At 72.4% G+C, this 20,339-nt stretch carries 20 protein-coding genes and 1 tRNA gene; 7 read left to right on the top strand and 14 right to left on the bottom strand.

Annotated features, from left to right (window positions below):
- Positions 1-356 precede the first annotated feature (356 nt).
- The 6 genes from thrB to JIW86_RS14905 all read right to left on the bottom strand — a co-directional run bounded on the left by thrB (position 357) and on the right by JIW86_RS14905 (position 7,040).
- Entirely contained in the window at positions 357-1,283 is a 927-nt protein-coding gene (gene thrB / locus JIW86_RS14880) for a homoserine kinase (protein WP_215146875.1), read from the bottom strand.
- A gap of 324 nt (positions 1,284-1,607) precedes the next feature.
- Positions 1,608-2,678, bottom strand: coding sequence for a threonine synthase (gene thrC, locus JIW86_RS14885; protein WP_257554177.1), 1,071 nt, complete (start codon positions 2,676-2,678; stop codon positions 1,608-1,610).
- 6 nt (positions 2,679-2,684) lie between these two features.
- Positions 2,685-3,977 carry a homoserine dehydrogenase gene (locus JIW86_RS14890; RefSeq protein ID WP_257554178.1) on the bottom strand — a complete coding sequence of 431 codons (1,293 nt, stop codon included), beginning with the start codon at positions 3,975-3,977 and terminating at the stop codon, positions 2,685-2,687.
- Positions 3,978-4,101: 124 nt separating this feature from the next.
- Positions 4,102-5,493, bottom strand: a complete 1,392-nt coding sequence (lysA, locus tag JIW86_RS14895) for a diaminopimelate decarboxylase (protein ID WP_257554179.1) — start codon at positions 5,491-5,493, stop codon at positions 4,102-4,104.
- A 19-nt stretch (positions 5,494-5,512) separates the two neighbouring features.
- Positions 5,513-6,466, bottom strand: coding sequence for an ArgS-related anticodon-binding protein NrtL (gene nrtL / locus JIW86_RS14900; RefSeq protein ID WP_257554180.1), 954 nt, complete (start codon positions 6,464-6,466; stop codon positions 5,513-5,515).
- Between the two features lie 94 nt (positions 6,467-6,560).
- Positions 6,561-7,040: a response regulator gene (locus JIW86_RS14905; protein WP_416237681.1), complete on the bottom strand. Its 480-nt coding sequence runs from the start codon at positions 7,038-7,040 to the stop codon at positions 6,561-6,563.
- 102 nt (positions 7,041-7,142) lie between these two features.
- Here JIW86_RS14905 and JIW86_RS14910 point away from each other — a divergent pair.
- A tRNA-Arg gene (locus JIW86_RS14910) sits at positions 7,143-7,214 on the top strand.
- A gap of 153 nt (positions 7,215-7,367) precedes the next feature.
- On the opposite strand, the gene JIW86_RS14915 is transcribed toward JIW86_RS14910, so the two are convergent.
- Together JIW86_RS14915 and JIW86_RS14920 are read right to left on the bottom strand one after the other, a co-directional pair.
- The gene (locus JIW86_RS14915; RefSeq protein ID WP_257554182.1) at positions 7,368-7,760 is read right to left on the bottom strand and encodes a hypothetical protein; all 393 of its coding nucleotides are present in this window, start codon (positions 7,758-7,760) and stop codon (positions 7,368-7,370) included.
- Positions 7,757-10,144 carry an AAA family ATPase gene (locus JIW86_RS14920; RefSeq protein ID WP_257554183.1) on the bottom strand — a complete coding sequence of 796 codons (2,388 nt, stop codon included), beginning with the start codon at positions 10,142-10,144 and terminating at the stop codon, positions 7,757-7,759. The genes JIW86_RS14915 and JIW86_RS14920 overlap by 4 nt, the downstream gene beginning before the upstream one ends.
- Before the next feature lie 302 nt (positions 10,145-10,446).
- On the opposite strand from JIW86_RS14920, the gene JIW86_RS14925 reads away from it, so the two are divergent.
- A complete protein-coding gene (locus JIW86_RS14925; RefSeq protein ID WP_257554184.1) occupies positions 10,447-11,430 on the top strand; it encodes an XdhC family protein in 984 nt (327 codons plus the stop codon).
- Between the two features lie 36 nt (positions 11,431-11,466).
- On the opposite strand, the gene JIW86_RS14930 is transcribed toward JIW86_RS14925, so the two are convergent.
- Complete coding sequence (locus JIW86_RS14930) at positions 11,467-11,793, bottom strand: plasmid stabilization protein (protein WP_257554185.1); 327 nt, start codon at positions 11,791-11,793, stop codon at positions 11,467-11,469.
- 118 nt (positions 11,794-11,911) lie between these two features.
- Here JIW86_RS14930 and JIW86_RS14935 point away from each other — a divergent pair, with 118 nt between their 5' ends.
- Positions 11,912-12,307 carry a DUF6479 family protein gene (locus JIW86_RS14935; protein ID WP_215146861.1) on the top strand — a complete coding sequence of 132 codons (396 nt, stop codon included), beginning with the start codon at positions 11,912-11,914 and terminating at the stop codon, positions 12,305-12,307.
- Between the two features lie 70 nt (positions 12,308-12,377).
- Here the strand turns inward: JIW86_RS14935 and JIW86_RS14940 are convergent, their stop codons facing one another.
- Both JIW86_RS14940 and ligD read right to left on the bottom strand, forming a co-directional pair.
- The gene (locus JIW86_RS14940) at positions 12,378-13,262 is read right to left on the bottom strand and encodes an ATP-dependent DNA ligase (protein ID WP_215146882.1); all 885 of its coding nucleotides are present in this window, start codon (positions 13,260-13,262) and stop codon (positions 12,378-12,380) included.
- Positions 13,262-14,167 carry a non-homologous end-joining DNA ligase gene (gene ligD, locus JIW86_RS14945; RefSeq protein WP_257554186.1) on the bottom strand — a complete coding sequence of 302 codons (906 nt, stop codon included), beginning with the start codon at positions 14,165-14,167 and terminating at the stop codon, positions 13,262-13,264. The genes JIW86_RS14940 and ligD overlap by 1 nt, the downstream gene beginning before the upstream one ends.
- 31 nt (positions 14,168-14,198) lie before the next feature.
- On the opposite strand from ligD, the gene JIW86_RS14950 reads away from it, so the two are divergent.
- On the top strand, positions 14,199-15,257 hold the full coding sequence (locus JIW86_RS14950; protein WP_257554187.1) for a Ku protein: 1,059 nt from the start codon (positions 14,199-14,201) through the stop codon (positions 15,255-15,257).
- 80 nt (positions 15,258-15,337) lie between these two features.
- On the opposite strand, the gene JIW86_RS14955 is transcribed toward JIW86_RS14950, so the two are convergent.
- The gene (locus tag JIW86_RS14955) at positions 15,338-16,195 is read right to left on the bottom strand and encodes a nuclease-related domain-containing protein (protein WP_257554188.1); all 858 of its coding nucleotides are present in this window, start codon (positions 16,193-16,195) and stop codon (positions 15,338-15,340) included.
- 193 nt (positions 16,196-16,388) lie between these two features.
- Here JIW86_RS14955 and JIW86_RS14960 point away from each other — a divergent pair, with 193 nt between their 5' ends.
- The 3 genes from JIW86_RS14960 (at position 16,389) to JIW86_RS14970 (ending at position 19,296) form a co-directional block, all read left to right on the top strand.
- On the top strand, positions 16,389-17,045 hold the full coding sequence (locus JIW86_RS14960; protein ID WP_257554189.1) for a hypothetical protein: 657 nt from the start codon (positions 16,389-16,391) through the stop codon (positions 17,043-17,045).
- Positions 17,046-17,197: 152 nt separating this feature from the next.
- Positions 17,198-18,043, top strand: coding sequence for a hypothetical protein (locus JIW86_RS14965; protein WP_257554191.1), 846 nt, complete (start codon positions 17,198-17,200; stop codon positions 18,041-18,043).
- On the top strand, positions 18,040-19,296 hold the full coding sequence (locus JIW86_RS14970; RefSeq protein WP_257554192.1) for a sensor histidine kinase: 1,257 nt from the start codon (positions 18,040-18,042) through the stop codon (positions 19,294-19,296). Before JIW86_RS14965 ends, JIW86_RS14970 begins: the two co-directional genes overlap by 4 nt.
- A 40-nt stretch (positions 19,297-19,336) precedes the next feature.
- Here JIW86_RS14970 and JIW86_RS14975 read toward each other — a convergent pair whose 3' ends face one another.
- Both JIW86_RS14975 and JIW86_RS14980 read right to left on the bottom strand, forming a co-directional pair.
- Complete coding sequence (locus tag JIW86_RS14975; protein ID WP_257554193.1) at positions 19,337-19,606, bottom strand: hypothetical protein; 270 nt, start codon at positions 19,604-19,606, stop codon at positions 19,337-19,339.
- Between the two features lie 10 nt (positions 19,607-19,616).
- On the bottom strand, positions 19,617-20,330 hold the full coding sequence (locus JIW86_RS14980; protein ID WP_257554195.1) for a TetR/AcrR family transcriptional regulator: 714 nt from the start codon (positions 20,328-20,330) through the stop codon (positions 19,617-19,619).
- Between the last annotated feature and the right edge of the window lie 9 nt (positions 20,331-20,339).

The following is a 20,339-nucleotide window of genomic DNA, read 5'->3' on the forward strand; positions in this document are numbered from 1 at the left end:
CATTACCTGATGGGTCATGGACCGCGGCCGGGGCGGTGGTCCGCCGATAGAGATACGGCGGAGAGAAACGTGCGTGGGTGGTTCCGGCGAGAAGCCCCCGAGCTGGAAGCGTGGGAATGTCACGCCGATTCCGGAGCGTGCTCGAAACTGCTGGAAGTGATCAAAGCAGTCGGGGAGGCTCCCGGAAGAAAGGTGGTCCCGGATGGGGACACTGAGCACCGAGCCATGGCGGCTTCGGATGCGCACTTGAGACTAACACTACCGGATCCAACAGACATTCCCCCTCTCAGTCACCGGCAATCGCGCCCTTCCGCGCGGGCGGCCTGCCCTGGCCGCCCGCCCCTGACCGGCCTGGCTCAGCCGCCCTGGGTTCCCAGCGGGAGTACGCTCGCGCCCGCGGCGTCGAGGGCGAGCCGGTTCGCCGCCCACCCTTCGCCCGCGAGCTGCGCGACCTTGTCGGCCGCACCGTTGTCGACCAGCGCGAGGACCGTGGGGCCCGCGCCGGAGATGACCGCGGGGATGCCGTCCGCCCGCAGTCGGTTCACAAGTGCCACGCTCTCCGGCATCGCCGGGGACCGGTACTCCTGGTGGAGCCGGTCTTCGGTGGCCGGCAGGAGCAGCTCGGGGCGCCTGGTCAGGGCCTCCACGAGCAGTCCCGCGCGACCCGCGTTCACGGCCGCGTCCACGTGCGGAACGGTGCGCGGCAGCAGGCCGCGCGCGGTCTCCGTCAGGACCGGCTTGGAGGGGACGAAGACCACCGGAACGATGGAATCGGCGGGCTCCATCCGGATCGCCTTGGCACTGCCCCCGTCCATCCAGGCCAGGGTGAAGCCGCCGAGCAGACAGGCGGCGACGTTGTCGGGGTGGCCCTCGATCTCGGTGGCGAGCTCCAGCAGCGCCGCGTCGTCGAGCCTGGTCTCTCCGCCTATGGTCACGGCGCGGGCGGCGACGATGCCGGCGCAGATGGCGGCGGAGGAGGAGCCGAGGCCCCGGCCGTGCGGGATGCGGTTGGCGCAGACGACCTCGAGGCCGCGCGGCTGGCCGCCCAGCAGGTCGAAGGCGGTGCGCATGGAGCGTACGAGCAGGTGGCTCTCGTCCCGCGGGAGGGTGTCGGCGCCCTCACCCGCGATGTCGATGTTCAGGCCGGAGTCGGCCACCCGGACGACTACGTCGTCGTAGAGCCCCAGGGCCAGGCCCAGGGCGTCGAAGCCCGGGCCGAGGTTGGCACTGCTGGCGGGGACGCGCACCCGTACGGCGGCGGCGCGGAACGCTGGACCGGCCATCGTCCGATGACACTCCTTGTGACTGTGCGAGATCTTCGCTCTTCGCTGGCTCGCTGCGAATGTACTGGAGAACGTACGACACCCGAAGGCCCTCGGGGCAGCACCGCAGTCATATGCGCGGTGGCGGATGTAAGTACAGCGTATCGAAGGAAGGTTCTCTCGCGACATAGGGCGCACAGGAGGCGCACGATGCGTGTCGCGCCCTTCGACGGACTCCGACGGTTTTCGGCCGCACTTTTGTTGTCGTACGGGGCGAGTTGCCGGGTTCCGGGGGTCTTGGGGACCCCCGGAACCCGGGTCATGCGCTGCTGCCCGGCCTGTGCGTCAGACGAGGCCGAGGCGGATGGCCGCGGCTTCGGCGTCCACCGGAACGGTGACCGGCTGCGGAGCGCCGGCGATCGCCCAGTCGGGGTCCTTGAGGCCGTTGCCGGTGACGGTGCACACGATCGTCTGGCCGGGGTCGACCAGGCCCAGCTCGGCGGCCTTGAGTAGACCGGCCACGGAGGCGGCCGAGGCGGGCTCGACGAAGACGCCCTCCTGCGCGGCCAACAGCCGGTAGGCGGCCAGGATCTGGCGGTCCGTCACCTCGTCGATGAAGCCGCCCGACTCGTCGCGCGCGGCGAGCGCGTACTCCCAGGAGGCCGGGTTGCCGATCCGGATCGCGGTGGCGATGGTGTGCGGCTCCTTGACGATCTCTCCGCGCACGATGGGCGCCGAGCCGGAGGCCTGGAAACCCCACACACGGGGCGTACGGGAGGCCAGGCCGTCGGCCTTGTACTCCTTGAAGCCCTTCCAGTACGCGGTGATGTTGCCGGCGTTGCCGACGGGCAGCACGTGGATGTCGGGGGCGTCGCCCAGCGCGTCGACGATCTCGAACGCGGCCGTCTTCTGGCCCTCGATACGTACCGGGTTGACCGAATTGACCAGCGCGACCGGGTAGTTGTCGGACAGCGCGCGGGCGAGATTCAGACAGTCGTCGAAGTTGCCGTCCACCTGGAGGATCTTGGCACCGTGCACGAGGGCCTGGCCCATCTTGCCGAGCGCGATCTTGCCGCGGGGCACGAGGACGGCGGAGACCATGCCGGCGCGCACCGCGTACGCGGCGGCGGAGGCCGAGGTGTTGCCGGTCGAGGCGCAGATGACGGCCTTCGCGCCGTCCTCCTTGGCCTTGGTGATGGCCATGGTCATGCCGCGGTCCTTGAAGGACCCGGTGGGGTTCGCCCCCTCGACCTTGAGGTGCACCTCGCAGCCGGTGCGCTCGGAGAGCACCTGCGCGGGAACGAGCGGCGTGCCGCCCTCGCGGAGTGTGACCACGGGAGTCGTGTCCGTGACCGGCAGCCGGTCCCGGTACTCCTCGATGATGCCGCGCCACTGGTGGGTGCGATTGCTGCTCATGGGTCCTTACTCCCCTTCAACACGCATGATGCTGGCGACACCGCGGACGGTGTCCAGCTTCCGCAGCGCCTCGACGGTCCCGGTGAGGGCGGCGTCGGGTGCGCGGTGAGTGACGACGACGAGGGAGGCCTCGCCATCCTTGCCCTGCTGGCGGACGGTGTCGATGGAGACGCCGTGCTCCGCGAAGGTCGTCGCCACCTGGGCCAGCACACCGGGCTTGTCGGCCACGTCGAGGCTGATGTGGTAGCGGGTGACGACCTCGCCCATGGGGCTGACCGGCAGCTGGGTGTACGCCGACTCGCCCGGCCCCGTTGCCTCGGCGAGCTTGTTGCGGCAGACGGCGACGAGGTCGCCGAGGACCGCGGACGCGGTCGGCGAGCCGCCCGCGCCGGGCCCGTAGAACATGAGCCGCCCGGCGGCCTCCGCCTCGACGAAGACCGCGTTGTACGCCTCGCGGACGGAGGCGAGCGGGTGGGTGAGCGGGATCATGGCCGGGTGCACGCGGGCGGTGACGGACTCCCCGTCGGCGGCGCGCTCGAGGATCGCCAGGAGCTTGATGGTGCAGCCCATCCGCTTGGCGGAGGCGAAGTCGCTGGCGCTGACCTCGGTCATGCCCTCACGGTAGACGTCGTCGAGGCGGACCCGGGTGTGGAAGGCGATACCGGCCAGGATGGCGGCCTTGGCGGCGGCGTCGTAGCCCTCGACGTCGGCGGTGGGGTCGGCCTCGGCGTACCCGAGGGCCGTGGCCTCGTCGAGCGCCTCCTGGTAGCCGGCGCCGGTGGAGTCCATCTTGTCGAGGATGAAGTTCGTCGTGCCGTTGACGATGCCCATGACGCGGTTGATCTTGTCGCCCGCGAGGGACTCGCGCATCGGGCGGACCAGCGGGATGGCACCGGCGACGGCGGCCTCGTAGTACAGGTCCAGCCCGTGCTGCTCGGCAGCGGCGTGCAGGGCGGCGCCGTCCTGGGCGAGCAGCGCCTTGTTGGCGGAGACGACGGAGGCCCCGTTCTCGAACGCCGTGGTGATCAGCGTCCGGGCGGGCTCGATCCCGCCGATGACCTCGACGACCACGTCGATGTCGCCGCGTTTGAGGAGGGCGGTCGCATCGGTGGTGATCAGGGCCGGGTCGATGCCCTCGCGGACCTTGGAGGGGCGGCGCACGGCGACGCCCGCGAGCTCGACGGGCGCGCCGATCCTGGCCGTCAGGTCGTCGGCGTGCGTCGTCATGATGCGAGCAACTTCCGAGCCGACCACTCCACAGCCCAGCAGCGCCACCTTCAGCGGACGCGTACGCATCATTCGACCTACGCCTTTCGATCTTCCTTCAGTACCCCGCGCGCGGCTTGCGCGAGGGGTGAGAACCAGTCTCACTCAATGGACAGCAGTTTCCACCCTCGGTCCATTGAGTGAGACGTCAATTTCATCATCCGAGGTCGAGGCGCAGGAGATCTTCCTCCGTCTCGCGACGGACGATCACCCGGGCCTGACCGTCGCGCACGGCGACGACGGGCGGACGGAGCGCGTGGTTGTAGTTGCTGGCCATGGAACGGCAGTACGCGCCGGTGGCAGGGACGGCGAGCAGGTCACCGGGGGCGAGGTCGGCGGGCAGGAACGCGTCCTTCACGACGATGTCGCCGCTCTCGCAGTGCTTGCCGACGACGCGGACGAGCATCGGCTCGGCGTCGGAGGTACGGGAGACGAGCGCGATGGAGTACTCGGCGTCGTACAGAGCCGTCCGGATGTTGTCGGACATCCCGCCGTCGACGCTGACGTACGTCCGGAGTCCCTCGAGCGGCTTGATAGTGCCGACCTCGTAGAGGGTGAAGGCGGTGGGGCCGACGATGGCGCGGCCGGGCTCGACGGAGATGCGGGGCGCGCGCAGGCCGGCGCTCTCGCACTCGCGCGCCACGATCTCGGTGAGCGCCTTGGCGATCTCATGGGGCTCGCGCGGGTCGTCGTCGGAGGTGTAGGCGATGCCGAGACCGCCGCCGAGGTCGATCTCGGGCAGCTCCACCCCGTGCTCGTCCCGCACGGCGGCGAGCAGCTGCACGACCCGCTTCGCCGACACCTCGAAGCCGGCCATGTCGAAGATCTGCGAGCCGATGTGGGAGTGGACGCCGAGCAGCTCGAGCGAGTCGTGCCCGAGGGCCCGCCGTACGGCCTCGGCGGCGACCCCGTCGGCTACGGCGATGCCGAACTTCTGGTCTTCATGGGCAGTCGCGATGAACTCGTGCGTATGGGCCTCGACGCCCACCGTGACGCGGATCTGTACGGGCTGGCGTACGCCCAGCTCTCGGGCGATGTGCGCGACGCGGGCGATCTCCTGGAAGGAGTCGAGGACGATGCGCCCGACGCCGGCCTCGATGGCGCGCCGGATCTCGCCCTCGGACTTGTTGTTGCCGTGGAAGGCGATCCGGGAGGCGGGCATCTCGGCGGCGAGCGCGGTGGCCAGCTCCCCGCCGGAACACACGTCCAGATTGAGCCCCTCTTCCTTCAGCCACTTCACGACGGCCTTGGAAAGAAACGCCTTACCGGCGTAGAACACGTCGGCGTCCTTGCCGAAGGCGTGCGCCCAGGCCCGGCACCGCGCCCGGAAGTCCTCCTCGTCGAGGAAGAAGGCGGGGGTCCCGAACTCCTCGGCGAGCTTGGTCACTTCGATGCCGCCGACGCTGACGACGCCGTCACTGTCGCGCGTGACGGTCCGGGCCCAGACCTTCTCGTCGAGGGCGTTGAGGTCGGCCGCGGGCGGGGAGTAGTGCCCCTCGGGCAGGACATCGGCGTGACGGGGTCCGGCGGGGTGCGCGGAACGGCTCATCGGTATCTCTCTTCACAGGTCACAGGCGTGTCGGTGCGTCTATGCCGAGGAGGGCCAGGCCGCCGGCCAGCACCGTCCCGGCGGCTTCGGCAAGAGCCAGCCGGGCACGGTGGGCGGCCGAGGGTTTCTCGTCCCCCTGGGGCAGTACGCGGTACTGGAAGTCGAGCAGCGCGTCCGCCAGCTCGACGAGGTGCCGGGTGAGCCGCTCGGGCGCGCGGTGGTGCGCGGCGGCTTCGAGTACGAGGGGATGGCCGGCGAGGGCGCGCAGCAGCGCGGGGGCGTCCACCTCTCCGACGGCGGGCCCGAACCCGAGGCCGTCGGCGTTGCTGAGCAGTGCCCGGCTCCGCGCGTGGGCGTACCGCACCCGGAAGAACTCGCTGCCCTCGCCCTGCAGGAGCAGCCGGTCGGAGAACTCGGGCGTCTCGCGGGCCGGCACGCAGAGCATCGCCCAGCGGGCGGCGTCGACCCCGAACCGGGCGACGACGTCCCCGTCCCGCTTGGCGAGGGGAGCAACGGAAAGCCCGTCGGTCACGTCGTGCTCGCTGCCGCCCTGGCTGCGCACGAGCCGCAGGACACTCTCGCGTACGACGCGCTCGCGCAGGCCGAGGCCGGCGCCGATGTCGACGGGGAGGAAGGCGGCGCCCTCGAGCACGAGGACATCCCGGATGACGAGGGGAGCGGAAGGCGCGGGCAGCACGAAATTCAGAAACCCGGGGCCGGTGACCTCGACGCTCTCGATCCCCGGCTCCTGGCCGAGCCGACGGGCCAGCACCCTGGCCACCTCACCGGGCGCGCGTCCGGCGGCCTTGGCGACCTGGAAGGCGACGGGGGTGGCGTACTCCCCCACCCCACCGGGCCGGGTCCGCTCGACGACGACCCGCCCGGGCACGGCCACATCGGCGCCCAGCTCCCCGTCCTCGACGGCGCAGCGCACGGCGCGCACGACGGTACGGGAGAGATCGGCGGGGTTCACGAGACCCAGCCTAGGGGAGACGGCCGCTCACTCCGCGAAGGGTTTCGCCATGTGAAATGAGGAGGAGCGGGAGAGCAGCAGGAGGCGGCAGGTCTCAGCCCCTCCCCCTCCCGGCGGGGGCGCCCTTCCTCCCGTCGCGCAGGTCCTTCCCCTCGACCAGCCGCCGTACGACCCGTACCAGCTCGGCGGGCTCGAAGGGCTTGGCGACGAATGCATCCACCCCGGCCGCGATCCCCGACTCCACCTCGTGCTGCGTACAGGCACTCACGATCGCGACGGGCACGGCGCTGGTCCGCGGATCGGCCCGCAACTGCGCGGCGGTCCCGAACCCGTCCAGCCGGGGCATGACCACATCAAGGGTGATGACGTCGGGGCACACGCGATGCACGACGTCCAGACACTCGGCACCATCGTTCGCGGTCACGACCTCGAAGCCCTCCAGCTCGAGATTGACCTTGATCAGCTGCCGGATGACCTTGTTGTCGTCGACAACAAGCACCCGGCCCGAGACGCCTGGCACAACTCGAGAGTAGGTCGGCCCAGGCCCCCGCGTCCGGGTTTTTGCCACTTCCACCCCCTGCGGGCGACCGACCTCCTTCTCCCCCGACAAACCGGTTCCTGATCACCCCAGGGAAGCTGGTAGTGTTCAACCCGTCGCAGCAACACCAGCGACCGCGCCCCCGTAGCTCAGGGGATAGAGCAACGGCCTCCGGAGCCGTGTGCGCAGGTTCGAATCCTGCCGGGGGCACTTCGCAGGAAGTGCCCAAAGACCCCGCCATCAGCGAGTTCGCTGAGAACGGGGTCTTCGCGTATGCGCAGCCAACTGCCGCCCTGTGCGGCCCTACGACAGCCTCTGCGGCCTGGGCGCGCCCTCGCGTGGTGCGTTCCTTCCGTACGGCGGTCAGGGCCTGGTGGGGGTCGTGGTGGACGGCATGGCGCGCAGGAGTTCCGTGACGTCCGCGTGCCAGGCCCTCACCTCGGCCGGAGTGGGCGGCAGTTCGTAGGTGTGGTGGTGGCAGGCGGCGCTGAGGGCCGACCAGACCACGTACCACTGGCGGGCCACCGAGGGGCTCACGTACCAGTCCAGGCAGAGTGCCTTGGTCCGGCCCCTGCTGTGGACCATGCGGGGGCTGACGCTCCGCCAGAAGTCGTCCATGGCCTCGTCCAGAGCCAGCCTCAGCAGCGCGGCCGCGGCGCGGGCGCGCAGTCCGGGCGTGAGCGAGGGCATGGTGCCGGGCGGGGGTGTGAGCAGGGCGTCGGCGGCGGCCACGAGGTCGCGGGTGGACCGGGTCACCGGCGCTGCACCGCCCTGGCGAGCTTCTCTGTTTCCCGGACCAGGTCCATGGGCGCACCGGACGGGGCGGGAGCCTGGTGGGCCCCCGCGTTGCACCGCTCGATCAGGGTGCGCGCCCACGGCCCGTGGTCCTGGGCGACCGCGGCGAGCACATCGGCCGGTGCCATCCCGCTGTCGTAGAAGGCGAGCGCGGCCAACTCGGTGAGCTTGAACGTCCTGCCGATCCTCGCCTCGACCTCGTCGTGGCTGTGGCCGTCGGCGCGCAGCCGGCGCCGTGCGGGCTCCAGATAGGCCGCTTCCAGAGCTCCCCGGCACATCTGGGGCAGTACCCGGTCGGCAACGTCCTGCGGCACGTTGCGGTCACTGGCCACGGCCCGGGCCTCACCCAGCGCGAGGGAGACCGGGTCGTCGGTCCGGGTGACCCGTACGACGGAGTCGGTCTGGCGGGACACCTGCATGATCGTCGCGGGGACGCGCAGCTGACGGATGGCCTGCTGGAGGCGGGTGTCGTGGGTGAAGACGACCACCTGGCGGTGCCGGGAGTGGAGTTGGAGGACGCGGGCGAGTCCTTCGACCTTCTCCGGGTCCATGGACTGTACGGGGTCGTCGATCACCAGGAACCCGAAGGGGCTGTCGGGGTGCGTGGCCCGCGGGAGGAACAGCGAGAGGGCGAGCGAGTGCAGCTCGCCCTGGCTCATCACGCCGAAGGCGGGCGCGTCGATCGTGTCCACGGAGGCATCGAGCACCACCTTGCGCTGGTTGGCGGTGCCCGCGAGGCTGATCGAGCCGAGCGAGACGCTGCTGCGTTCGCACAGCAGTTTCCAGATGGTCTGCGACTGGTCGGCGAAGGGCCGGAGCCGTTCCTCGCGCAGTTCGCCGGTGACCTTCTTCAGCCACGCCCGGCCGTCCTTGATCTGCTTGATGAGCGGCCGGGCCGCCTCCGCCTTCTCGGCGTCGCGCAGGCATTCGGCGAGGCGCAGGGCGAGCGGCTGCCACCGGCCGTCCTGCTCGGCGATCCGGTCCGCGGCCTCCTCGCTCAGCTGTCGGCACGCGTCGGCCAGCGTGGCCGCCACCCGCTCGATCCGGTCCGCGAGTTCGCGCGGGTCGGCGACGTCCCGGCAAGCGGCCCACTCGTACCAGAGGGAGGCGAGCGGCGAAGCGTCGTCCTGGAGCCAGCCCGGAACCGGCTGCACCAGATCGCGTACGGCCCGCTCCGCGGCGGCCAGGCCCGCACGGGCGGTCTGCGCCTCGGCCGCCTCCCGCTGGAGCCGTTCGACCTGTTCCCGGGCGCGCAGGGCCCAGACCTCGTCGAGTCGGCTCCCGGCACCGCAGACGGGGCAGTCGGCGGACTGCGGGTGTCGGCGGTGGTGGTCCAGGGCCCGCTCCAGCAGTCCGATCAGCTGCCGGGCGTCCTCGGCTGTTCCGAAACGCGCGTCCTCGGCGACGGCGGCGGCTTCCCGGAGCCGGGCCACCGCGCCCGCGACCCCGCGCGGGTCGGGGCCTTCCAGGCCGACGAGGCGACGCAGGCGGGCGAGCTCGGCGCCGTCCGTTTCGACCTGGCCCTTGAGCAGCGCGCGTAACCGGTCGAGGTCCGGGTGGCGGCCGCTCAGCGCCGCGACGGCCTCGGCGGCCCGCGGGTCGTCCGACTCCGACAGTTCGGCGATCACGGCTCGGATCAGGTCACCGGCCCCTGTGACGGTGTCGGTGAGCTTCTTCGCTCGGGCGCGGGCTTCGTTGTCGGCGTCGCTGAGCAGGTCCAGGCCGAGGATCTGCGCGAGCGCGTCGTGCAGGGCACTCATCCGCCCGTTGATCATCGCGCCCAGCTCGCTGTACGAGAGGAACGGCCGGTAGAGGGACAGGTCCTCGGCGTCGATGACCTCGCGGGGATCCTGTTCGGGCACCCCGGGCCGGTGAACGACCGTTCGGGAGTCGTCCAGGCCGTCCCCGTGCCAACTCCTGCGGACGGTCAGCGGATCGTTCTCGCCGTCGAGGCAGAGCTGCACCGACACCTGTGGAGCGGTGTGGTCGTGCAGGTTGCGCCAGCCCTGCTTCCAGATCTGAGTGCGGTCCTGCCAGCGGAAGTTCTCTCCGGTGAGCACCATTTCGGCGGCCTCGGCGAAGCTGGACTTCCCCGAGCCGTTGCGGCCCGCGACCACGGTGAGGCCGGGGCCGGGGGTGAGGTCCAGCGTTGCGGCCGGTCCGATGCCGCGCCAGCCGGCCGCCGAGATCGATCGCAGGTACACCGGCCCGGCCTGCCCTGCACTCCTGGCCCGTACCTCGGGCAGTAGCCCGGCCACGAGGTGCCGCACGGCGGGCGCCAGCGAGGAGGCGGCCAGGCGGCCGAGGACCAGGTCGCGGAGGGAGGGGTGGGGCTGGTCACTCAAGGCGGCTCCTTGCGGTGGCACGGGGGCGGCGCTGATCGAGCTGTTCGCCCATGTTGCCCGAGTCCACCGCCGCCAGGAGGCGGAACCGTCGAGCGGGATCTCGGCTCCCACGGCTCGGCTCCCACGGCTCGGCTCCGTCGGGCGGTTCCGGTGGTCTGTACGAGGGGGGTGGGGCGGGGTCTGTGGTTTTTGGGGGGTGGGTAGGGATGGGGGGCGTGCGTAGGGTGGTCGGTAAGGCCGCATAGTGCCGTTGACCTGGTGCTTTGTGGCGAGTGGAGCTCGCATGAGGATGGGGCGGCGCGATGCGTGAGCTGGTGGAGACGGCGCGGCAGTGGGTGGCCGAGGGGCGCGCGGGGTATCTGGCGCGGCCCGTGACCGAGCAGGGGTTCGGGCCGCGGGATCCGGCCGGGGCGGTGCTCGTCGATGCGCGGGGGGAGTGTGTCGGCGCCCTGTACCGGGGGGTCTTTGATGCCGAGCTCGTCGCCGAGGCCGGGGCGATGGGGGCCGGGGACACCGCGCGGGTGTGCGAGGTGTCCGTGCGCGGGGCCGAGGCCGTGGAGGCGAAGCTGACCTGTGGCGGGCAGGCCGAGGTGCTGCTCCAGCCGCTGGCGGCGATCCCGGCCGAGTGGTGGGAGCTGCTCGGTGAGGGGGTCGGGGTGGCGTTGGTGACCCGGCTGAACGAGGGCGCCGATCAGGCCGTCAGTGCGGTCGTACGGGCCGGCGACGTGCCGCGTGATGATGCCGGGCGGCGGGCCGGGGAACTGCTGGGGACGCGGCGGGCCGGGCGGGACGCGTTGTACGGGGAGTCCGGGCTGGTGCTGGTGGAGGCGTACCCGTCGGCTCCGTACGTGGTGATCGGCGGGGGCGGTGAGCTCGCCGAGATCATCGAGCGGCAGGCGCTGCTGCTGGGCTGGGAGGCCGTGCTGGTCGACGGTGCGGAGGAGGCCGGGAAGGTGATCCAGGCGCGGCGGGACGCCGCGTGCCTGGTCATGCTGAGTCACGACGAGGCGTTCGACGTGCCGACGCTGCGGTTCGCGCTCGCCCAGGGGGTCCCGTACGTCGGTGCGCTGGGCTCGCGCAAGACGACCGCACGGCGGCGGGAAGGGCTGATCGCCGCCGGGGTGAGCGAGGCCCAACTGGCCCGGGTGCACGGGCCGATCGGCCTGGACCTCGGCGCGCGGACCCCGGCGGAGACCGCGCTGGCCATCTGCGCCGAGATCCTGGGGGTGCTGGGCGGACGCGAGCTCGACACCCTGCGGGATACGGACGGGCCCATCAACTCCTGACCGCTGGTTGGTCCCGACCGATCGGCCTGCGCCTGATCAGCCGTCGCCGAGGGCCCGCTTGAGCTGTGCCTTGTTCATGTCCGAGCGGCCGTGGACGTTGCGGCGCCGGGCCTCCGCGTAGAGCTGGTCGTACGTGGGGCCCTGCGCGCCGGAGTGGGAGTGCAGGCCCCCGCGGCGGGACGAGGACATGTCCTGCAGGGACTCCTTGCTGGCCGTCTTGGACTCCCCCGCCCGGGCGCGTTCCTTGTTGACCGTCCGGGCGGCGATCTCCTCGGCCTTGCCCTTCGGCTCGCCGCGCTGCTCCAGGCCCTCCTTGATGTGCTCGTACTGGCGTTCGTGCTTGGGGGAAGATCCGCGGGGCATGACCGGCCTCCTTCTCGGTTGCGGCTCGATTCGGGTGCCCCTGGCGCGTACCCCGGATGGCGCAAGGTATCCCGGCCAGAACAGCGCATATCGCCCTGAAGTGCGGGAAAATGGTTCCATGGACATGATCCTGAGCGTGGACTCGACCTTGACCGACATCGCATGGTTCCTGGTCGTCGGGATTGTCGTCGCCGGCTTCCTCCTCGGCGGCTTCAAGCTGGGTCAGCGGGTCCGGGCGAAGGAACCCCCGCCGCCCACCGCCGAGAGCCAGCCCCACCTGCCGAACGGCGGGGCCGTCTACGAGGTCCGCGAGGAGCGGGACCCCGTGGAGATTCCCGAGGGCGGCCTCCGGCCGCACGAGATGCAGGGCTACGGAAACTTCGGCTCCACCGCCTCCGCGCATCCCGACGACGTCCGCAAGCGGCGCGAGTCCGGTCACCAGCACGTGGAGGGACCGGGTCCGCATCCACAGCCAGGGGCTCCCCCGGACGCGGGGCGAGGCGCACACAGCTGACACGCCGGCCCGACTCCCTCTGGCGTCTGACCTCTGGCGTCTGACCTCTGACCCGCGCCTCCCGCGCGGGTCAGAGGTCTGTCCGCAGCCGCAGCACCTCCGGCGGCGGGTGCCGGGCCGAGGCGTGCCGGACCTCCGCCGTCAGCGGCGGGTCGAGCGGCCGGAAGGGCACCTCGCCGAGCCCGATCGCCGTGACGGTCGCCCCGGCCGGAGCCACCGCCGCGCGGGAGGCCACGGCCTGCGCCACCTCCGCGCGCAGGGCCGCCGTCAGAGGGCTCGACACCAGCGGGGTCTCGTCCCCGACCGGCAGGACCAGCACCAGGGCGAGCGGGCGGCGCGGGGTGCCGGTGTAGCCGACCACCGCCGCGTCGCGGACGTCCGTGTGCCGCAGCTTCTGCCAGCCGCGCCGGCCTGCCGGGTAGGTCTGGTCCAGCCGTTTGACGACCAGGCCCTCGATGCCGCTGGCGGGCAGGGTCTCGTACCAGGTGGCCGCCAGCTCCGGGTCGGTGGTCATCGGCACCGGCTGCAGCGGCGGCCCGAGCGGCAGCAGGAGGTCCACCAGGAGGGCCCGGCGGCGCTCGTACGCGCGCCCGCGCAGGTCCAGCCCGGCCAGTTCCAGCACGTCGAAGGCGGCGTACGAGGCCGGCAGCGTCTGCGCCAGTACGGCGGCCCGCGCGGCCGTGGCCGCCGCCCGGCGCTGCACCAGCGCGAAGTCCGTCCGGCCCGCGTGCCAGACCACCACCTCCCCGTCGAGGACGGTCCCGGCGGGCAACTGCCGTGCGGCCACCTCCAGATCGGGGAAGGCGCTGGTCACGATCCGGCCGGAACGCGCCTGGAGCACGACGTCGGCGTCCGAGCGCACGATGACCAGGCGGTGGCCGTCGAACTTCGGCTCGTACGCCAGGCCCGCGCCGCGCGGAAGGGTCCGTACGGCGGTGGCCAGCGCGACCCGGATCACGGCCGGGCTCCTCGCGTCCCCGGCAGCCGGCCGGCCCGGTCGAGGTTGACCAGGGGGCCGAAGAGGTCCCCGTCGCGCTCCAGCCGCAGCGGGACGTCGTCGGCGAGGAAGACCAGGTCGTCAGGGCGCCGGCAGGCCTCGACCTCCTCCCAGGACACCGGTGTGGACACGGTCGGCCGGGCCCGCGCGCGCAGCGTGTAGGGCGCGGCGGTGGTCTTGGCGGCGGCGTTCTGGCTGTGGTCGACGAAGACCTTGCCGGGGCGCAGCGCCTTGGCCATGCGGTGGACGACCAGGTCCGGCAGCTCGCGCTCGGCCTCCTGGGCGAGCAGCTTCGCGTACGCCGACACCTGCTCGGAGGGGGTCGGCTCCAGGGGCACGGCCAGGTGCATGCCCTTGGAGCCGGAGGTCTTGGCGTACGCGTGCAGGCCGTCGGCCGCGAGCCGGTCGCGCAGCCAGAGCGCGGCGGCGCAGCACTCGACGACGGAGGCGGGCGCGCCGGGGTCGAGGTCGAGGACCATCCGGTCGGCGATGGCCGGGCTCCCGGCGGTCCACTGGGGGGTGTGGAACTCGACGACGAGGTTGGCGGACCACATGAGGGTGGCCATGTCGGCGACGACCACCTGTTCGGCGGAGAGGTCCTCGGAGCGGGGCACGGGGGTGGTCTTCACCCAGTCGGGGGTGCCGGGCGGCGGGTTCTTGGTGAAGAAGAGCTGGCCGTCCGGGCCGTCGGGATAGCGCAGGAAGGACACCGGCCGGTTGTGGATGTGCGGGAGGAGGGATCCCGCGACGAGGGCGTAGTAGTGCAGCACCTCGCCCTTGGTGAAGCCGGTCTCGGGGTAGAGCACCTTGTCGAGATTGCTGAGCGCGATGCGACGGCCCTCCACCAATGTGATCGGCGTCATACGATGAGACTGCCACGAAACAGGAGGAACCGTGCGATCCATTTGGAACGGGGCGATCTCCTTCGGCTTGGTCAGCATCCCGATCAAGCTCGTGAACGCCACCGAGAGCCACTCGATCTCCTTCCGTCAGATCCACCTCACTGACGGCGGGCGGATCCGCTACCGCAAGGTGTGCGAGCTGGACGCCGAGGAGGTGCCGACCGCTGAGATCGGGAAGGGGTACGAGGAGGGGGACGGGTCGATCATCCCGATCACCGACGAGGACCTGGCGCAGCTGCCGATCGCGACCGCCAGGACGATCGAGATCATGTCGTTCGTACCGGCGGACGAGATCGATCCGCTGCAGATGGACGCGGCGTACTACCTAGCGGCGAACGGGGCGACGGCGGCGAAGCCCTACACCCTGTTGCGGGAGGCGCTGAAGCGGAGCCGGAAGGTCGCGATCGCCAAGTACGCGCTGCGGGGGCGGGAGCGGCTGGGCATGCTGCGGGTCGTGGACGACGTGATCGCCATGCACGGGCTGTTGTGGCCGGACGAGATCCGGGCGCCGGAGGGGGTGGCGCCGGATGCGGACGTGACGGTACGGGAGGCCGAACTCGACCTGGCGGACGCGCTGATGGCGACGTTGGGCGAGGTGGAGCTGTCTTCGCTGCACGACGACTACCGGGAGGCAGTGGAGGCGATGATCGCGGCGAAGGCGGGCGGGGCGTTCGAGCCGACCGAGGCCGTCGTGGAGCCAGCCGGGGGTCAGGTGATCGACCTGATGGCGGCGCTGGAGAAGAGCGTGAAGGCGGCCAAGGCTTCTCGGGGGGAGGCGGGTTCCGCGGGCGGGGCGGAGGGCTCGGCCGAGGCCGAGGTCACGCCGATTCGGGGGCGGCGGAAGTCGGCGGCTGCGGCTGCGCCGAAGGCGGTGGGTGGGAAGAAGTCGACGGCGAAGTCGGCCGCGGGCAAGAAGACTGCGTCGGGTGCGGCGAAGAAGGCCGCGGCGTCCAAGTCGACGGCGAAGTCGGCCAAGTCGGCTGCCGCGGCCAAGAAGACGGCCGGCGCCGCGAAGAAGGCGGCGCCTGCGCGGAAGCGGACCTCGGCCTGAGGCCAGGGTGGCGGGGGCCTGCGGCGCTGTCCCCTACCCGCCCCGTCCCGAAACTGGGGCTCCACCCCAGACCCCGCGTCTCAAACTCCCCCAGACTCCGTCCGGGGGGACCCCCAGGCGGGGCTGGATCTGCCGGCGTTGGGGCCCAGCCATGTTCTCGTGTCGCGGGCCAGGGTGAACAGGGTTTCGATGTCCGGGGGTTTGAGGGCCGTGGGGGAGGACGTGAGGTCTGTCGTGGCCGTGGGGGGTTGGAGTACGCGGATGTCGCGGAGGGTGGGGGCCACCTCGACGCGGGAGGCGTCGACCACGGCCAGAGCCGGGGTGACCTGGGCCGTCAGGGCACGGGTGGCGCGGGCTGCCGCGCGGCGGGTCCAGCGCGGGTCCGGGCGGGGCTCGGCGCGGCCGACCGCGAGCAGGAGATCGCCGGCCACCGCGCGCTGGCGGCGGCCCGGGACGGTGCGGACGCAGAAGATCCCGGCCGGGCCGATGAGCAGGTGGTCGATGCGTCCCATTCCCGGGACCGGGACGCAGTGCAGGATCCGCCAGCCGTCCGCCTCCAGGGCGTCGAAGGTGTCCCCCATGCGCTGCTGGGCCAGCAGGTCCTGACGCAGCCGGTGCCGCGCCCGGGTGCCCGCCGGGCCGTGTTCCAGCTCCCCCAGCAGGGTCTCGCCGGGGCGGTTCGGGGCCAGGTCCGCGTCCGGCGGGAGGGCGAGGCCCGCCAGGTCGGCCGCCGTGGGGACGGGAGGCGGACCGATCGTCACCGTTCCGCTCAGGTAGGGCCGTAACACCGCGAGGATCGCCTCGCGCTGGTCGTCCGCGAGGATGCTGATCCGGTTCGCCTGCCGGTCGTACCAGGCCACCGCCCGCCCGTCGGGCAGATTGACATACAACCGGCCCCGGCCCGGCCGGCCGCCCGGCAGCACTCTGAGTCCCTTCATGGGCCCTCACCCCCCGCCGTCCATGGGAACAGCCGGGGCGCCGCACGGCAATCCCCCGGCTGTGTAACGACTCTGACGTGACCCTGCGACGTCGCTGTTACACGAACGGGGCTCCGCCGCAACGGCCGGCGCCTAGGTTTGTCCCACCTGGCCCCATCAGGAACCGCCAGCACACGCCGGCACACGCCAGGACATGACCAGCACCGGAGGGCTTCCCGTGAGCACCGTCAGCCGCCGCACCCTCGTTCGCGCCGCCGCCGTGACCGCATGCGCCGGGAGCCTGCTGGCGCTGCCGACCGCCGCCGCCCTCGCCGAGGGGGTGCCGGCGGCCTCGTCCGCGCACTCCGCGGGACCGCAGCCGACGCTGGTCAAGAGCCTCTCCCTCGCGGACGGCACCTCCACCGCGAAGGTCTACCGCATCGCCGGGGGCGCGTACCGGGCCGACATCCTGACCGCCGGCGGCCACAAGGCCACCACGCTGACGAGCCGTGAGGGCATCACCGGCTTCGGCGGCGCCGGGGACCTGCACGCCGCGCTGGAGTCCGACGGGCGGCTGACGTCCTGGGTGGGCGGCGACGCTCCCGCGGAGGGCCGGTCCCACGAGGTCGCGGGCGACGGGTACAAGACCGGCACCCGCAGCGGGCAGGTCGTTCCCGCGTCGGCGCCCGGGACCGCGGGCGGCGGGAGCCGGTCCGTGGCCACCGGCCCGGCCGACTCGCTGCGCCTGAACACGCTGGCCGACGGGCCGGGCGAGGGCGTGTTCCTGCTCGCCGCGGGCGGCGGCATCGCGGCCATCGGCGCCGCCGGACTCGGCTTCGCGATGCTGCGGCGCGGGCGGACCGAGAGCTGACGCCCGGCCGGTACGGCGGAAGCGGCTCAGCGGGCGTCGCCCGGCGGTAGCAGCACTGCGGAAAAAGCCGCAAGCGAAAAGGGCAAACCTCCGCATAAGGTTGACCGGACCCGAAGGTCATACCGCTGTGGACATGGAGGACGCTGGGGTCTGTGAAAACGTTTCCCTTCCGCTCGGCCGCCGCCTCCGTCCCGCAGGCGCTCGCACTGGTCGGTCTGCTCGCCCTGCTGCCCCTGCTGACGGGTTGCGGCGACGCCGGCGGGCTGGTCGGCGCGGGCTCGACACCGACCGCGAGCGGGCCCGTACATCTGTGGCCCGACCGCCAGGGTGCCGTCGTACCGCCGGCCGATCCGGGTGGCGCCCCGCCCGAGTACGTCCGGGGGATCCCGCCCGTCCAGGACCAGGACGTGCACGCCGTGGACCCGGTGGCCCTCGTCCAGGCGGAGCTGCGGGCCCATCCGAAGACCGACGTCGGCCCGGACGGGATGCCCGCAGAGACCGCCGCCGCGATCAGGGACTGCGGCAAGGACGGCGTGGAGCCCGAGGAGTGCCCGGTGCTGACGCCGTACTACCGGGACCTCACGGGGAACAGCAAGGACGAGCTGATCGTCGGCATCGAGTACCCGGACAAGATGATGTCGGTACGGGTGTACACGGCGGACGCCGACGGCCGGCTCAACCGGATCATGGCAACGACGCAGACCGTCATCAACGTGGACCTGGCCGGGCGGGACGTGATCCTGCGGGTGCCCAGCGGGAACAACGGCTACGAGCTGATCACCGCCTGGTCCTGGGACGAGAAGCAGCTGACCATGCTGCCGACGCGCGAGCAGATCGTACGGGTGCCGGGCAATCCGCAGGGCCCGGCGAGTCCCGGCACGGGCCCGGGCTCCGGCTCCGGCTCCGGGAACGGGAACGGGAACGGGTCAGGCACCGGGCCCGGCACCGGCCCCCGGTCGAAGGCCTCCGGCGCGCCCGCCGGACCAGGCACGCCGTGAGACCCCGGCTGCCCGCCTGGACCGCCACGCTGACCTGGAAGTCCGCGTGTTTCATCGTGGTGATGTGCTGCTCGCTGGCGGCCGCGCTGGGGGCGCTCGTCCATGTGGAGGTGACCCGTCAGACCGTGGCCACGGCGCGCGAGAAGGCGCTCGCCAAGCTGAACGACGCCTCCCGCGCGTACGAGGCCGGCGAGGCCCTGCCGCCCGATTCGGCCCTGGATCCCGTGGGCCTGCCGCCGCGGCTGCGGGCGCTGGCCCTCAGCGGGCACCGCGGGACGGTGGTGGACGACTACCGGGACCGCCCCACGATGTGGGCGGCGGCTCCGGCGGACGGGCGGGCGCTGGCCACCGCCATCGACTACGGGCAGAGCGCGCGCACCATCAGCGGGCTGGACAACGCGATCATCGGGTCGTCGGTCCTGGCGATCGGCGGGACGCTGCTGGTCGGCGCCTTCGCCGTGACTCGGGTGACGCGCCGGCTGCACCAGACGGCGACGGTGGCGCGCCGGATCACGCAGGGGGATCTCGACGCGCGGGTGGGCGACCCGCGGACGAAGGACCCCTCGCGGCACCAGGACGAGGTGGCGACGGTGGCCGGGGCGCTGGACACGATGGCGGGGAGCCTGCAGGCGAAGCTGGAGAGCGAGCGGCGGTTCACGGCGGACGTGGCGCACGAGCTGCGCACACCGCTGACCGGCTTGCATGCGGCGTCGGAACTGCTGCCGGAGGGGCGGCCGACGGAGCTGGTGCGGGAGCGCGTACGGACGATGCGGCAGCTGACGGAGGACCTGCTGGAGATCTCGCGGCTGGACTCGGGCAGCGAGGTGGTCGAGACCGATCTGCACCAGCTGGGGCGGCTGGCGGGACGGGTGGTGAGGGCGTCCGGGACGCAGACGCAGGTCGTCGTCGTCCGGGACGCGCACGTGGAGACGGACCGGCGGCGCCTCGAGCGGGTGCTGGGCAATCTGGTGGCCAACGCGCACAAGCACGGCCGGGCGCCGGTGGTGCTGACGGTGGACGGGCCGGTGGTGACGGTACGGGACCATGGCGACGGCTTTCCCGACTACCTGCGGGCGCACGGTCCGCAGCGGTTCCGCAGCGGGGGCAAGGGGCACGGGCTGGGGCTGACGATCGCGGTCGGGCAGGCGGCGGCGATCGGGGCGCGGCTGGAGTTCCGCGCCGCGGAGGGGGGCGGGGCGGAGGCGGTGCTGACGCTGCCGGGGCCCGTCCCGGCGCCTCCGGCGGAGGCCTGACGGCACCCCCGGCAGCGCGGCCATCCCGAGCCCCCGGCCGTCAGGGGCGCGGGGCCTTGGTCCAGGGCCAGCGGGGCTTCGGCTTCTGGCCCTCCGGGCGGAAGGCGTACTTCCAGCCCTTCTGGAGCCCCAGGCGCTTGGAGTAGCCCGACGGGACGCGTTCGTAGAGGAGCACCGTCGCCGGGCCCCCGTCCGGCGCCGGGACCGGGATCTCGTACCACTTCGGGGGATGACCGGTGGGGCCGAGGAGGATCGGGAGGACCCGGCCGTCCATCGGGCCGCCCTCGAAGGGGGTCGGTTGGCTTCTCACCCCACCAGTGTCACAGGAGGTGGGCGGCCTCGGAGACCACCGGGATCACCCGGCGGGCCAGAACCCCGACCGGGCCGTCCGCCGATTCCAGGGCGAGGGCGGCGCGGGCGGCGGCCGCCGTTTCCGGGTCCGTGGCGGCGGTGGCCGTGAGCAGCGCGATGAACTGGTCCACCAGCCAGTCGCACAGGGAGCCGACCTCCGGCTGCTTGCCCTCGTCGATCCAGATGAGGGAGGCCGCCTCGACCGCCGTGATCCACGTACGGACCATCATGCGCAGGCGGGGGCCGGGGGCGGGGACCCCCAGGTGGAAGAGGATCTGCTCGGCGGCGGACCGGCGGATGCCGTCGACCGTCGCCGTCGTGCGGGAGGTCTCCACGACGCTGCCGCCCTGGAGGAGCGCCGAGAATCCGGCGTCGTGTTCGTCGACGAAGGCCAGGTACCGGTCGAGGGCCCGGCTGAGGCGCTGGGTCAGGGGGCCCTGCTGCGGTTCCGCGAAGCACAGTTCGAGGAGGTCGGCCGCCGAGCGCAGGGCGGCCTCGTACAACTGCTGCTTGCCGCCCGGGAAGTAGCGGTAGACGAGCGGGCGCGAAACCCCGGCCGCCTCGGCCACGTCGTCGAGCGAGACCTCCTCCGGCGCCCGGTGCGCGAACAGCGACAGGGCTGCGTCGAGGAGTTGGGCTCGCCGCTCCTCGACGCTCAGCCTGCGGTAGGCGCGTACGGTCATGCCCGCAGA

Origin of the sequence: Streptomyces sp. NBC_00162 (assembly GCF_024611995.1) — a bacterium.
In the GTDB taxonomy this organism is placed as follows: Bacteria; Actinomycetota; Actinomycetes; order Streptomycetales; family Streptomycetaceae; genus Streptomyces.

Excerpts from the sequence above, each read along its gene's own strand:
- thrB (WP_215146875.1), bottom strand. The coding sequence starts at position 1,283 with ATGGCCGGTCCAGCGTTCCGCGCCGCCGCCGTACGGGTGCGCGTCCCC.
- thrC (WP_257554177.1), bottom strand. The coding sequence starts at position 2,678 with ATGAGCAGCAATCGCACCCACCAGTGGCGCGGCATCATCGAGGAGTAC.
- JIW86_RS14890 (WP_257554178.1), bottom strand. The coding sequence starts at position 3,977 with ATGATGCGTACGCGTCCGCTGAAGGTGGCGCTGCTGGGCTGTGGAGTG.
- lysA (WP_257554179.1), bottom strand. The coding sequence starts at position 5,493 with ATGAGCCGTTCCGCGCACCCCGCCGGACCCCGTCACGCCGATGTCCTG.
- JIW86_RS14925 (WP_257554184.1), top strand. The coding sequence starts at position 10,447 with ATGCGTGAGCTGGTGGAGACGGCGCGGCAGTGGGTGGCCGAGGGGCGC.
- JIW86_RS14930 (WP_257554185.1), bottom strand. The coding sequence starts at position 11,793 with ATGCCCCGCGGATCTTCCCCCAAGCACGAACGCCAGTACGAGCACATC.
- JIW86_RS14935 (WP_215146861.1), top strand. The coding sequence starts at position 11,912 with ATGGACATGATCCTGAGCGTGGACTCGACCTTGACCGACATCGCATGG.
- ligD (WP_257554186.1), bottom strand. The coding sequence starts at position 14,167 with ATGACGCCGATCACATTGGTGGAGGGCCGTCGCATCGCGCTCAGCAAT.
- JIW86_RS14955 (WP_257554188.1), bottom strand. The coding sequence starts at position 16,195 with ATGAAGGGACTCAGAGTGCTGCCGGGCGGCCGGCCGGGCCGGGGCCGG.
- JIW86_RS14960 (WP_257554189.1), top strand. The coding sequence starts at position 16,389 with ATGACCAGCACCGGAGGGCTTCCCGTGAGCACCGTCAGCCGCCGCACC.
- JIW86_RS14980 (WP_257554195.1), bottom strand. The coding sequence starts at position 20,330 with ATGACCGTACGCGCCTACCGCAGGCTGAGCGTCGAGGAGCGGCGAGCC.